Source organism: Delftia acidovorans SPH-1 (assembly GCF_000018665.1).
Classification (GTDB): domain Bacteria; phylum Pseudomonadota; class Gammaproteobacteria; order Burkholderiales; family Burkholderiaceae_C; genus Comamonas; species Comamonas acidovorans.
Map to the genome: position 1 here is coordinate 2,316,041 of NC_010002.1, position 13,115 is coordinate 2,329,155.

Sequence of the window (13,115 nt, forward strand, 5' to 3'; positions counted from 1 at the left end):
GCTGCGTTATTCCTTGTCGGGATGGTGGTGCGCCCAGTGGCGCGCGAGGTCGATGCGGCGGCAGACCCAGACCTTGTCGTGCCGCTGGATGTGGTCCAGAAAGCGCTGCAGTGCCGTGATGCGGCCGGGGCGGCCCAGCAGGCGGCAGTGCATGCCAATGCTCATCATCTTGGGGGAGTCATCGCCGGCCGGATCGCCCTCGGCGTAGAGGGCGTCGAACGTGTCCTTCAGGTATTGGAAGAACGGGTCGGCGTGCGAGTAGCCCTGGGGCAGGGCGAAGCGCATGTCGTTGCAGTCCAGCGTGTAGGGCACGATGAGCTGGCTGCGGGTGCTGCCGTCGCTCCTGCCGACCTTCATCCAGAAGGGCAGGTCGTCGCCGTAGTAGTCGCTGTCGTAGGCGAAGCGGCCGTCGTCGGCCACCAGGCGGTGGGTGTTGGGGCTGTCGCGGCCCGTGTACCAGCCCAGGCCGTGGTCGCCATCGTGGCCGTACAGCTCGCCGAAGATCTCCATGCACTGGCGCATGTGCTCGCGCTCGATCTCGGCGGGAATGTTCTGGTAGTGGATCCACTTGAGGCCGTGGCAGGCCACTTCATGGCCCAGCTCGTCGAAGGCCTGGGCCAGCTCGCGGTGCTTTTGCAGGGCCGTGGCCACGCCGAACACGGTCAGCGGCAGGCCGCGCTTCTCGAACTCGCGCAGGATGCGCCAGACGCCTGCGCGCGAGCCGTATTCATAGATGCCTTCCATGCTCATGTGGCGCTCGGGGTAGGCGGCCGGGTTGAACATTTCGGACAGGAACTGCTCGCTGGCGGCGTCGCCGTGCAGCACGCAGTTCTCGCCGCCCTCTTCATAGTTGAGGACGAACTGCACGGCCACGCGGGCCTGGCCTGGCCAGCGGGCGTGGGGGGGCGTGCGACCGTAGCCGATCAGGTCGCGGGGATAGGGGGCAGTGGCGTCGTAGGTCATGCGGATACGGAGGAAAGGGCCATCGAAAGATCGCTGGTCGGCATGTCGCGGTCGAAGGTCAGGCCGGCTTCCACGTGGTCCAGGTGCTGCTGCATGAGCTGCACGGCGTGGTCGGCGTCGCCGCCGGCCAGGGCCGTGACGATTTCGGCATGCTCGTCATGGGAATGCTCGGCGGCCGTGCTGGACTGGTACATCAGCGTGATCAGCGCGCAGCGCGAGATCAGCTCGCCCAGCAGCTGGGCCAGCACCTCGTTGCCCATGAGCTCGGCCATGCGCACGTGGAAGTCGCCCAGCAGCTCGGTACGCTGGCCGACATCGTTGCCGTCCATGGCCTTTTTCTCGGCCGCCACGTGCTGCCGCAGCGCGCGGATCTTGGCCGGCGTGCTCTGGGCGATGAAGGCGCGCACCATCTCGGCTTCGAGCATGCGGCGCACGGCGAAGACCTGGCGCGCCTCGTCCACCGAGGGCGTGGCCACGAAGGCCCCGCGCGCGGGTTCGAGCCGGATCAGGCGGTTTTGCGACAGCTGGAACAGCGCCTGGCGCACCAGGGTGCGCGAGACGCCGAAATGGTCTGCCAATTTCTGCTCGGCCAGCTTGGTGCCGGGCAGAAGACGGTGTTCGACGATGGCCCGGGTCAGGCTCTCGACAATGAAACTGGTGGTGGAAGTCTCCATTCAGCCATCATAGCGGCTGGTCACAAGAGTTGTATACAGTTTCTGTCTACTGCTTATTGGCGTTTCCCCGCATACGGCATCCCTTTTCAGAAACCGGGCGCGGCCGTATCGAAGTGCCGTGCCAGGTGCTCCACAAAGCGCTGCACGCGCTGGGTTGCCGCATGCCGCTGCGGATAGACCACGTGGATGTCGGCCGGCGCCGTGGCATGGTCGGCCAGCACCTGCACCAGGCGGCCGCTGCGCAGGTAGCGGGCGACATCCCATTCGGCGCGCATGACGATGCCCAGGCCGGCCAGGGCCCAGCCCACGGCGATCTCGCCATCGTTGGTGCTCAGGCTGTCGCGCAGGCGGATGGCCTCGGTCTTGCGGCCGGGGCCGTTGTGGGTGAAGCGCCAGACGCCGTGGGTGTCGTCGCCCTGGCGGATGTCGATGCAGTCGTGCTGCATCAGCTCGCGCGGGGTGGCCGGCGTGCCGCGCCGTGCCAGGTAGGCGGCAGACGCGCACAGCAGCCGCCGGTTGGGCGCCAGGCGCCGCGCGATGACGCGCGCGTCCGGCGGCTCGCCAAAGCGTATGCACAGGTCGAAGCTGTCATCGACCAGGGGCGGCGGCGAGGCCGACAGCTGCAGCTGCACCTGGATCTGCGGGTGCCTGCGCACGAAGCTGGCGATCAGCGGCGCGATATGGCTGCGCCCGAATCCCAGCGTGGCATTGATGCGCAGCAGGCCCTGCGGCTGCCCGGGCATGCCGGCCACGGCCTGCTCCATGGCGGCAATGTCGTCCAGGATGCGCCGCGCATGGGCCAGGTAGGTCTGGCCCTCATCGGTCAGGCCCAGGCGCCGCGTCGTGCGGCTGACCAGTTGCACGCCCAGCCGCGCCTCCATCTGGGACAGGCGCTTGCTGGCCGCCGGCGTGGTGATGCCCAGCTCGCGGGCCGTGGCCGACAGGCTGGCGCTGCGGGCCAGCAGGCAGAAGAAGGCCATCTCCGATGGCGCTGAAACGGGTGTGCTCATTGTTGAATCAAAGTGAACGATGCCATCACTCTAGAGGCGCGCGCGGCGTTGTTCCATCGATAGATTCACGGACAAGGCCATGGATCCGCATGGCGCTTCATCCACCGCAAGCCAAGGAGCCCTCATGACAAAGACATACCGCATCGCCTGCATTCCCGGCGATGGCATCGGCAAGGAAGTGGTGCCCGCAGGGCAGGAGGTGCTGCAGGCGCTGGCCGAAACCCAGCCCGGCCTGGGCTTTGCCTTCACCAGTTTCGGCTGGGGCGGCGACTGGTACCGCGCGCACGGCGAGATGATGCCGGCCGACGGGCTGGACGCGCTGCGCGGCCAGGACGCCATCCTGTTCGGCTCGGCCGGCGACCCGCACATTCCCGACCATGTCACGCTGTGGGGCCTGCGCCTGAAGATCTGCCAGGGGTTCGATCAGTACGCCAATGTGCGGCCAACGCGCATCCTGCCCGGCATCGATGCGCCGCTCAAGCGCTGCGCGCGAGAGGATCTGGACTGGGTCATCGTGCGCGAGAACTCCGAAGGCGAATACGCGGGCGTGGGCGGCCGCGCTCACCAGGGCCATCCCATCGAGGTGGCCACCGACGTGAGCATGATGACCCGTGCGGGCGTGGAGCGCATCATGCGCTTTGCCTTCCGCCTGGCGCAGTCGCGGCCGCGCAAGCTGCTGACGGTGATCACCAAGTCCAACGCCCAGCGCCACGCCATGGTGATGTGGGACGAGATTGCGGTGCAGGTGGCCGCCGAGTTCCCCGACGTGCGCTGGGACAAGGAGCTGGTGGACGCGGCCACGGCGCGCATGGTCAACCGCCCCGCCTCGCTGGACACCCTGGTCGCCACCAACCTGCATGCCGACATCCTCAGCGACCTGGCGGCCGCGCTGGCCGGCAGCCTGGGCATTGCGCCCACGGGCAACATCGATCCGGAGCGCCGCTACCCCAGCATGTTCGAGCCCATCCACGGATCGGCCTTCGACATCATGGGCCAGGGCCTGGCCAACCCCGTGGGCACGTTCTGGAGCTGCGTGATGCTGCTGGAGCACCTGGGCGAGCACCGCGCCGCGCAGCGGCTGATGCAGGCCGTGGAGCAGGTGACGGCCGATGCCTCGCTGCACACGCGCGACCTGGGCGGCAAGGCCACCACGCGCCAGGTCACCGACGCGGTCTGCGCACGGCTGCGCGCGCAGTCCGCCGAGGTCCAGGCCGTGCCCGTGCCTGCCTGAGCGCGCGCTGCATGGTCCGACAACCCCCAAAAGAACAGACAGGAGACAAGCCATGAACCGCATCACCAGGGTTGCCGCCGCGTGCGCGCTGGCCGCCGCCATTCCTGCCACCATCCCAGCTGCCTGGGCCCAGGCCTGGCCGGCGCGCCCCGTCAACCTCATCGTGCCGTTTCCCGCAGGCGGCACCACAGACGTGCTGGCACGTGCGCTGGGCCAGGAGCTGTCCAAGAGTCTGGGCCAGCCCGTGGTCGTGGAAAACCGCCCCGGCGCGGGCGCCACCCTGGGCGCCGACCATGTGGCCAAGGCGAAACCTGACGGCTACACCCTGCTCATGGGCGCCGTGCACCACACCATTGCCACCAGCGTCTACCGCAGGCTGGGCTATGACTTCCAGAAGGACCTGGCGCCCATCACCGTGGTGGCCGTGGTCCCCAATGTGCTGGTGGTCAATCCGCAGGTGCCCGCCAAAACCGTGCAGGAGCTGCTGGCCCAGGCCCGCGCCCAGCCCGGCAAGCTGGCCTATGGCTCCAATGGCGCGGGCACGGGCCAGCACCTGATCGGCGCGCAGTTCGAGTCCATGGGCGGCGTGCAGCTGCTGCACGTGCCCTACAAGGGCAGCGGCCCGCTGACCACGGACCTGCTGGGCGGGCAGATTGCCATGTCCTTCGATACCGTCACGCCTGTGCTGCCCCACATCAAGGCCGGCAAGCTGCGCGCGCTGGCCGTGACTACGGCCCGGCGCTCGGTGGCCCTGCCCGATGTGCCCACGCTGGACGAGGCCGGGCTCAAGGGCTTCGACATGGGCACCTGGTTCGGCGTGCTGGCACCGGCCGCCACGCCCCGCGAGGTACTGGCGCGGCTGGGCGCGGACATGAACCGCATCATCGAGTCCCCGCAGTTCCGCAGGAAGATGGAAGAGATAGGCGCCGAGCCCATCGGCGGATCGCCCGAGCAGATGGCGCGCCAGATTCGCGACGACACCGACCGCTTCGCCAGGCTGGTCAAGGACGCCAAGGTGGCCCTGGATTGAGTTGAGTTGGCACGAGGAACGAGGCCGGGCGAATCAGTTGTGACTTGACCGCATGCCACCGCCGGTGCAGGAAATTCCATAATGCCCGGCGGAGACAACACACCATGACCAGCACCACGGACCTGCACCTCACCGATCCCCAAGCCTTTCTGCTCGACCTCTACCGCGCTGCGGTCAAGGATGCGCAGCCCTTGTACAGCATGGCCCAATGCCTGCCAAAGCCTCCCAAGGGCCGCACCCTGGTGCTGGGCGCGGGCAAGGCCGGCGGCTCCATGGCCCAGGCGCTGGAGGCGCTGTGGCCAGCGGACGCGCCGCTGTCCGGCCTCGTGGTCACGCGCTACCACCACATCCCGCCGCGCCCCGAAGGCCTGGCGCAGCGCATCGAAGTGGTCGAGGCCGCCCACCCCGTGCCCGATGCGGCAGGCCTGGCCGCCGCCGAACGCATCCTCGCGCTGACCGAAGGGCTGACCGAGGACGACCTCGTGCTGTGCCTGATCTCGGGCGGCGGCTCGGCCCTGCTGACCCTGCCGGCCGAAGGCATAGACCTGGAGGAAAAGCAGCGCATCAACCGCGCCCTGCTGGAAAGCGGCGCCGCCATCAGCGAGATGAACTGCGTGCGCAAGCACCTGTCGCGCATCAAGGGCGGGCGCCTGGGCGCGGCCTGCGCGCCTGCGCGCGTGGTCACGCTGACCATCAGCGACGTGCCAGGGGACGACCCCTCCATCATCGCCAGCGGCCCCACCGTGCCCGATGCCAGCAGTTGCGCCGACGCGCTGGCCATCCTCGCGCGCTACCGCATCGACGTGCCCGAATCCGTGCGCCGCGCGCTGGAGGCAGGCGAGCTGGAAACCCCCAAGCCCGGCGACGCGCGCTTCGACGGCCACGAGGTCCACATGATCGCCACGCCCCAGCACTCGCTGGAGGCGGCCGCACGCGTGGCCGAGGCGGCGGGCCTGCGCACCCACGTGCTGTCCGACGAGATCGAGGGCGAATCGCGCGAAGTCGCCAAGGTCCACGCCGCCCTGGCGCGCGCCGTGGCCCGCCACGGCCAGCCGTTTGCAAAGCCCTGCGTGATCCTGTCCGGCGGCGAGACCACGGTCACCATCCGGCAGCGCCCGGCCGGCACGCCCAAGGGGCGCGGCGGCCGCGCGGGCGAGTTCTGCATGGGGCTGGCCCAGGCCCTGCAGGGGCAGGAGAAGGTCTGGGCGCTGGCGGCCGATACCGATGGCATCGATGGCGTGGAGGACAACGCGGGCGCGCGCGTGTCACCGGATACGTTGGCGCGGGCCCAGGCCCAGGGAATGCGGATTGCCGAGTACCTGGACCGCAATGATGCGTATGGGTTCTTTGATGCGTTGGGGGATCTGGTGGTGACCGGGCCTACGCATACCAACGTGAATGACTTCCGGGCGATTCTGGTTCTCTAGGTTTTTGCTCCTGCCGGGTGGTTGTTTTTCGAGGCCGGGGCGTGCGCCCGGCCACTTGTTTCAGGCTCGCCTGTTTCAGGCGCTCACGCCCCGCGCGGCAGCGTCTCCCACCATTCGGCATCGAACCGCCCCTGCAGGAAGGCGATGAAGGACTGCACCTTCTGCGGCACCAGGCGCGGCGAGGGGTAGACGGCGTGGATTTCCTGCTCGGGCAGGCGGCAGGTCTTGAGGACTTCGACCACGCGGCCGGCTTCCAGGGAGTCATGGGCCACGTAGCGGGGCAGGGCGGCGATGCCCATGTGCGAGCGTGAGGCCGCCAGCAGGGCCGAGAGGTTGTTGGAGCGCAGCCGGCCCGTGACCGCCACCGAGACCGGTTCTCCGCTGGCGTTGCGCAGGCGCCAGATGTCGTTGCCCTGCACGCTGCTGTAGATCAGCGTGGCATGTTCCTTGAGGTCGGAGGGGCGGCGCGGCGTGCCGCGCTTGCGCAGGTAGGTGGGCGAGGCCACCAGCACCCAGGGGTTCACGCCCAGCGTGCGTGCGCCCAGGCTGGAGTCGGCCAGCTTGCCCAGGCGCAGGGCCACGTCGATGCCGTTGGCCACCAGGTCGGTGTAGCGGTCCTCGAAGCTCAGGTCGACCTGCACCTGGGGGTTGTGCGCCATGAATTCCAGCGCCAGCGGTATCAGCACGCGCCGGCCAAAGGCCACCGAGCTGCCAATGCGCAGCTGGCCCTGCACCTGGGTCTGGCGCACCTGGACCACCTTGTCGGCCTCGGCCACGTCGTTGACGATGGTCTTGCACTTCTCGTAGTACAGCGCACCCGCTTCGGTCAGGCTCACGCCGCGCGTGTTGCGGTTGAGCAGGCGCACCTTCAGGCGCGCTTCCATGGCTGCGATCTGCTTGGTGACCGTGGGCTGGGTGGTGGCGAATTCGTGCGCGACCTTGGTGAAGCTGCTGGTCTCCACCACGCGCACGAACATGTGCATGGCATCGAGTCTGTCCATGGCGCTGTCTCCTTTTTCATTGGTAGTTATTCCTGCACGGAATAAATTTTATGGTCTGCGCAGGCGTTCCGCCAATCGGCCTGTCTGCCTAGAGTTGACTCCAATTTGAAGGAGACCTCCCATGGCAAAAATGAAAGCAATCGAAGCCGCAGTCCGCGTGCTGGAAAAAGAAGGCGTGACCGTCGCATTCGGCGTTCCCGGTGCCGCCATCAACCCGCTGTACGCAGCGCTCAAGGACCATGGCGGCATCGGCCATATCCTGGCGCGCCACGTCGAAGGCGCAAGCCACATGGCCGAGGGCTACACCCGCGCCGTGGCCGGCAACATCGGCGTGTGCATCGGCACCAGCGGCCCGGCCGGCACGGACATGATCACGGGCCTGTACTCGGCCAGCGCGGATTCGATTCCGATTCTCTGCATCACGGGCCAGGCGCCGCGCTCGCGTCTGCACAAGGAAGATTTCCAGGCCGTGGACATTGCCTCCATCGCCAAGACCGTGACCAAGTGGGCCACCACGGTGCTGGAGCCGGCCCAGGTGCCGCGCGCCTTCCAGCAGGCCTTCCACCTGATGCGCTCGGGCCGTCCCGGCCCCGTGCTGATCGACCTGCCCATCGACGTGCAGCTGGCCGAGATCGAGTTCGACATCGACACCTACGAGCCCCTGCCGGTCTACAAGCCGGCTGCCACGCGCAAGCAGGTGGAAAAGGCCATCGCCATGCTCAACGAGTCCGAGCGTCCGCTGCTGGTCTCGGGCGGCGGCGTGATCAACGCCGATGCGTCCGAGCTGCTGGTGGAGTTCGCCGAGCTGCTGGACGTGCCCGTGATTCCCACCCTGATGGGCTGGGGCACCATCCCTGACGACCACCGCCTGATGGCCGGCATGTGCGGCCTGCAGACAAGCCACCGCTACGGCAATGCCACCATGCTGGCCTCCGACTTCGTGCTGGGCATTGGCAACCGCTGGGCCAACCGCCACACGGGCTCGGTCGAGGTCTACACCAAGGGCCGCAAGTTCGTGCACGTGGACATCGAGCCCACGCAGATCGGCCGCGTGTTCGCGCCCGACTACGGCATCGTCTCGGATGCGGGCGCTGCGCTCAAGCTCTTCGTGGAGGTGGCGCGCGAGTGGAAGGCGGCTGGCCGCCTGAAGGACCGCAGCGGCTGGGTGGCCGAATGCCAGGCCCGCAAGAACAATGTGGAGTACCTGCGCAAGACCAATTTCGACAACGTGCCCATGAAGCCGCAGCGCGTCTACCAGTGCATGAACCGCAGCCTGGACAAGGACACCTGCTACGTCTCCACCATCGGCCTGTCGCAGATTGCCGGCGCGCAGTTCCTGCATGTCTACAAGCCGCGCAACTGGATCAACTGCGGCCAGGCCGGCCCGCTGGGCTGGACCGTGCCGGCCGCCCTGGGCGTGCGCGTGGCCGACCCGGCCCGCAAGATCGTGGCGCTGTCGGGCGACTATGACTTCCAGTTCATGATCGAGGAACTGGCCGTGGGTGCGCAGTTCAAGCTGCCCTACATCCATGTGCTGGTCAACAACAGCTACCTGGGCCTGATCCGCCAGGCGCAGCGCGCCTTCTCCATCGACTACTGCGTGCAACTGGCCTTCGACAACATCAATGTCGATGACAAGGAAGAGTCCAAGGGCTACGGCGTGGACCACGTCAAGGTGGTCGAGGGCCTGGGCTGCAAGGCCATCCGCGTGCACCGTCCCGAGGACTTCGCGCCCGCCATGCAACAGGCCGAGGCCTGGATGGCAGAGCACCGCACGCCGGTCGTCGTCGAGGTCATCCTGGAGCGCGTGACCAACATCTCCATGGGCGCCGAGATCGACAACGTGATCGAGTTCGAGGACCTGGCCGCAGCGCCTGCCGACGTGCCCAGCGCGCTTGCACTGCTGGATTGACCGGCCCGCCACGGCACATCGCACGGCATTGCACTGCACTGCTTTTTCTATCGGCGGGGCACCCTGCGTGCCCTGCCGCTCCCAACCCACCAAACGACTACCGGAGACTTCTGACATGCCCCGTTTTGCTGCCAACCTCAGCATGCTGTTCACCGAGGTGCCCTTCCTCGACCGCTTCGAGCGCGCGGCGCGCGCCGGCTTCGAGGCCGTGGAATTCCTGTTTCCCTACGCCCATACGGTCGAAGAGATCAAGGAGCGCGTGGACGCCCACGGCCTGCAGATCGTGCTGCACAACCTGCCGGCCGGCGACTGGGATGCGGGCGAGCGCGGCATTGCCTGCCACCCCGACCGCGTGGACGAGTTCCGCGCCGGCGTGGCCAAGGCCGTGACCTATGGCCATGCGCTGGGCGTGCCCCAGCTCAACTGCCTGGCCGGCAAGGCGCCTGCCGGTGCCGATGCCGCGCTGCTGCGCCGCACCTTCGTGGACAACCTGCGCTTTGCCGCATCGGCGCTGAGCGCGGCCAATCTGCGCCTGCTGATCGAGCCCATCAACCCCTTCGACATTCCCGGCTTCTACCTGAACCGCACGGACGAGGCCCTGTCCATCCTCGACGAGGTGGGCGCGCCCAACGCCTTCGTGCAGTACGACATCTACCACGCGCAGCGCACCGAGGGCGAACTGGCGGCCACGCTGCAAAAGCACCTGGCGCGCATCGGCCATGTGCAGCTGGCCGACAACCCGGGCCGCAACGAGCCGGGCACGGGCGAGATCAACTACCCCTTCCTGTTCGCGCACCTGGACCGCATCGGCTACCAGGGCTGGGTGGGCTGCGAGTACAAGCCCGCGCGCGATACCGAATCGGGCCTGGGCTGGCTGGACGCCCACACCAGCGTGCGCGCGGCAGTCGCCGCCTGAGCGCCGCCAAAGTTTTTTCAGCTTTTCAAAAACGACAAGGAGTACACAGCATGAATGCATCCTCTCTCAAGCTTGGTTTCGTGGGCCTGGGCATCATGGGCGCGCCCATGGCGGGCCACCTTCTGACGGCCGGCCACCAGCTGTTCGTGAACACCCTGGGCAAGATCCCCGCGCAGATCGCCGAGAGCAGCGCCACCCAGTGCACCACGGCGCGCGGCGTGGCCGAGCGGGCCGACATCATCTTCCTGATGCTGCCCGACACGCCCGATGTCGAGAAGGTGCTGTTCGGCGAGGACGGCGTGGCCGCCGGCCTCAAGGGCAGCAGCGGCAAGGTGGTGGTGGACATGAGCTCCATCTCGCCCGTGGCCACCAAGGACTTCGCTCGCCGCATCGAGGCCATCGGCGCCCAGTACCTGGATGCGCCGGTCTCCGGCGGCGAGGTGGGCGCCAAGAACGCCACCCTGTCCATCATGGTCGGCGGCCCCGAGGACGTGTTCGCGCGCGTCAAGCCGCTGTTCGAGCGCATGGGCAAGAACATCACCCTGGTGGGCGGCAATGGCGACGGCCAGACCGCCAAGGTGGCCAACCAGATCATCGTGGCGCTGAACATCGAGGCCGTGGCCGAGGCCCTGCTGTTCGCGTCGCGCGCCGGTGCCGACCCGGCCCGCGTGCGCGAGGCGCTGCTGGGCGGCTTTGCCTCGTCCAAGATCCTGGAAGTGCATGCCGAGCGCATGATCAAGCGCACGTTCGACCCGGGCTTCCGCATCTCGCTGCACCAGAAGGACCTGAACCTTGCCCTGAGCAGCGCGCGCCAGCTCGGTGTGTCCCTGCCCAATACCGCCCAGGCGCAGGAGCTGTTCAACAGCTGCGTGGCCCACGGCGGCGCGAACTGGGACCACTCGGGCATGGTGCGTGCGCTGGAGATCCAGGCCAACTTCGAAGTGGGCCAGAAGGTCCAGGCCTGATGGCCGGCCTTTGAGACAACGATTGGTGGGAGGGCGGCCTTGCGCCGCCCTGTTGTGAAAAGCCGCGCTCGGCAACGGGCGCGGCTTTTTCTTGCTTCAATAGCCCAGTGTCTGCCCGTCGGGGTTGCGCGGGTCGGAGGCGCCGTAGAGCATGCCGTCGCGCAGCTCGATGGTCTGGGTGCGGCCCATCGACGCCTTCACGGCAACGTTGTGGCCGCGCGACTTGAGCAGGGCCACGGTGTCGGGGCTGATGCCCTTTTCCACGCGCAGCTCATCGGGCGTCCACTGGTGGTGAAAGCGCGGCGTGGCGGCGGCCTCGGCCGGGTTCATGCCGAAGTCGATGGTGTTGACCACGGTCTGCAGCACGGTGGTGATGATGCGCGCGCCGCCGGGGCTGCCGGTGACCAGCACGGGCTTGCCGCCCTTGAGCACCATGGTCGGCGTCATCGACGACAGCGGGCGCTTGCCTGCGGCCACCGCATTGGCATCGCCGCCGACCAGCCCATACGCGTTGGCCACTCCGGGCTTGGCCGAGAAATCGTCCATCTCGTTGTTGAGCAGGATGCCCGTGCCCTTGGCCACGATGCCGCTGCCGAAGTTGGTGTTCAGCGTATAGGTCACGGCCACGGCGTTGCCCGCCTTGTCCACCACCGAGTAGTGCGTGGTCTGGTCGCTCTCGTAGGGCTGGGGCTTGCCGGGCCGGATGTCCTTGCCGGCGCGCGCCTGGTAGGGGTCGATGCCGGCGGCCAGTGCCTCGGCATAGCGCTTGGAGGTCAGGCCCTTGAGCGGCACGGTCACGAAGTCGGGATCACCCAGGTATTCGGCACGGTCGGCATAGGCCAGCTTCATGCTTTCCGCCATGTAGTGGATGCTCTGCGCGCTGTTGACGCCCCACTGGTTCATGGGCCAGCGTTCCATCATGTTGAGGATCTGGATCAGGTGGGCGCCGCCGGAGGACGGAGGCGGCATGGTCACGATCTCGTAGCCGCGGTAGGTGCCGCGCAGTGGCTCGCGCTCGGCGACCTTGTAACTCTTGAGGTCCTGCAGCGAGAGGGCGCCTGCATGCGGCGCCATCTCGGCCGCGATCTTGCGGGCGATGGAGCCTTCGTAGAACACCTTGGAGCCCTGCTGGCCGATCAGGCGCAGCGACTGCGCCAGGTCCTTTTGCACCAGGCGGTCGCCGCGCTTGAGGGGCTCGCCGTTGCGCCAGAAGATGGCCTGGGTGGCGGGCCACTGGCCCATGTTCTTCTTTTCCTGCTCCAGGATCTTGGCCAGGGTCTCGCTGACCGTAAAGCCCTTGTCGGCCAGCTTTGCGGCCGGCGCAATCACCGTGGACAAGGGCAGCGATCCCCATTTCTTCAGCGCATGCTCCATGCCGGCCACGGTGCCGGGCACGCCCACGGCGTAGTGGGTGTAGAGCGATTTGCCGTCGATGACCTTGCCATCCGCACCCACGTACATGTCGCGCGTGGCCTTGGAGGGCGCGACCTCGCGGAAGTCCAGCGCAATGTTCTTGCCGCTCTTGGCGTCATGCACCACCATGAAGCCGCCGCCGCCGATGTTGCCTGCGTTGGGCAGGGCCACGGCCAGCGCAAAGCCCATGGCCACGGCGGCGTCCACCGCATTGCCGCCGGACTTCAGGATCTGCAGGCCGATGCGCGAGGCCAGCTCCTGCTCGCTGGCCACCATGCCGCTCCTGCCCACGACGGGATGGAACACATCCATGTCGAAGTCATAGGCGGCGCTGGCGGCCTGGGCCGCGCTGCTCTGCGTGATGGGCGCCGCTGCCGGGGCAGGCGCTGCGGCCACGGGTGCTGGCGCCGCCGAAGCCGCGGGCGGCTGCGTGCTGCTGCAGGCGGCCAGGCTGGCAATGGCCAGCGCCAGGCTGGTTGCAAGCAAGGGGGAGCGAAGTTGCATCGGTATCTCCTTGGCAGATGAAACTGTGGAACAGTGGAAAAAGAGCGCGCGTCCTGTGCCGCCCTGTAC

Annotated in this window: 11 protein-coding genes; 6 read left to right on the plus strand and 5 right to left on the minus strand. The window is 67.8% G+C overall.

The window, feature by feature from the left end; genetic code table 11:
• Positions 1-6 precede the first annotated feature (6 nt).
• From puuE to DACI_RS10570, 3 genes are all read right to left on the minus strand, one after another.
• Entirely contained in the window at positions 7-963 is a 957-nt protein-coding gene (gene puuE, locus DACI_RS10560) for an allantoinase PuuE (protein WP_012204033.1), read from the minus strand.
• Positions 960-1,637, minus strand: coding sequence for a GntR family transcriptional regulator (locus tag DACI_RS10565; protein WP_012204034.1), 678 nt, complete (start codon positions 1,635-1,637; stop codon positions 960-962). Before DACI_RS10565 ends, puuE begins: the two co-directional genes overlap by 4 nt.
• Before the next feature lie 86 nt (positions 1,638-1,723).
• Positions 1,724-2,647 (minus strand): LysR family transcriptional regulator, encoded by a 924-nt coding sequence (locus DACI_RS10570; protein ID WP_012204035.1) that lies wholly within the window; start codon positions 2,645-2,647, stop codon positions 1,724-1,726.
• 124 nt (positions 2,648-2,771) lie between these two features.
• On the opposite strand from DACI_RS10570, the gene DACI_RS10575 reads away from it, so the two are divergent.
• The 3 genes from DACI_RS10575 to DACI_RS10585 all read left to right on the plus strand — a co-directional run bounded on the left by DACI_RS10575 (position 2,772) and on the right by DACI_RS10585 (position 6,335).
• A complete protein-coding gene (locus tag DACI_RS10575; RefSeq protein ID WP_012204036.1) occupies positions 2,772-3,878 on the plus strand; it encodes a tartrate dehydrogenase in 1,107 nt (368 codons plus the stop codon).
• Between the two features lie 52 nt (positions 3,879-3,930).
• Complete coding sequence (locus DACI_RS10580) at positions 3,931-4,908, plus strand: tripartite tricarboxylate transporter substrate binding protein (RefSeq protein WP_012204037.1); 978 nt, start codon at positions 3,931-3,933, stop codon at positions 4,906-4,908.
• Positions 4,909-5,012: 104 nt separating this feature from the next.
• Positions 5,013-6,335: a glycerate kinase type-2 family protein gene (locus tag DACI_RS10585; protein WP_012204038.1), complete on the plus strand. Its 1,323-nt coding sequence runs from the start codon at positions 5,013-5,015 to the stop codon at positions 6,333-6,335.
• Between the two features lie 83 nt (positions 6,336-6,418).
• On the opposite strand, the gene DACI_RS10590 is transcribed toward DACI_RS10585, so the two are convergent.
• Positions 6,419-7,336 carry a LysR family transcriptional regulator gene (locus tag DACI_RS10590; protein ID WP_012204039.1) on the minus strand — a complete coding sequence of 306 codons (918 nt, stop codon included), beginning with the start codon at positions 7,334-7,336 and terminating at the stop codon, positions 6,419-6,421.
• 121 nt (positions 7,337-7,457) lie between these two features.
• Here DACI_RS10590 and gcl point away from each other — a divergent pair, with 121 nt between their 5' ends.
• From gcl to glxR, 3 genes are all read left to right on the plus strand, one after another.
• The gene (gene gcl, locus DACI_RS10595; RefSeq protein ID WP_012204040.1) at positions 7,458-9,248 is read left to right on the plus strand and encodes a glyoxylate carboligase; all 1,791 of its coding nucleotides are present in this window, start codon (positions 7,458-7,460) and stop codon (positions 9,246-9,248) included.
• Between the two features lie 115 nt (positions 9,249-9,363).
• Entirely contained in the window at positions 9,364-10,164 is an 801-nt protein-coding gene (hyi, locus tag DACI_RS10600) for a hydroxypyruvate isomerase (protein ID WP_012204041.1), read from the plus strand.
• 50 nt (positions 10,165-10,214) lie between these two features.
• Positions 10,215-11,129 (plus strand): 2-hydroxy-3-oxopropionate reductase, encoded by a 915-nt coding sequence (gene glxR, locus DACI_RS10605; RefSeq protein WP_012204042.1) that lies wholly within the window; start codon positions 10,215-10,217, stop codon positions 11,127-11,129.
• Positions 11,130-11,225: 96 nt separating this feature from the next.
• Here glxR and ggt read toward each other — a convergent pair whose 3' ends face one another.
• Positions 11,226-13,046 (minus strand): gamma-glutamyltransferase, encoded by a 1,821-nt coding sequence (gene ggt / locus DACI_RS10610; RefSeq protein WP_012204043.1) that lies wholly within the window; start codon positions 13,044-13,046, stop codon positions 11,226-11,228.
• Between the last annotated feature and the right edge of the window lie 69 nt (positions 13,047-13,115).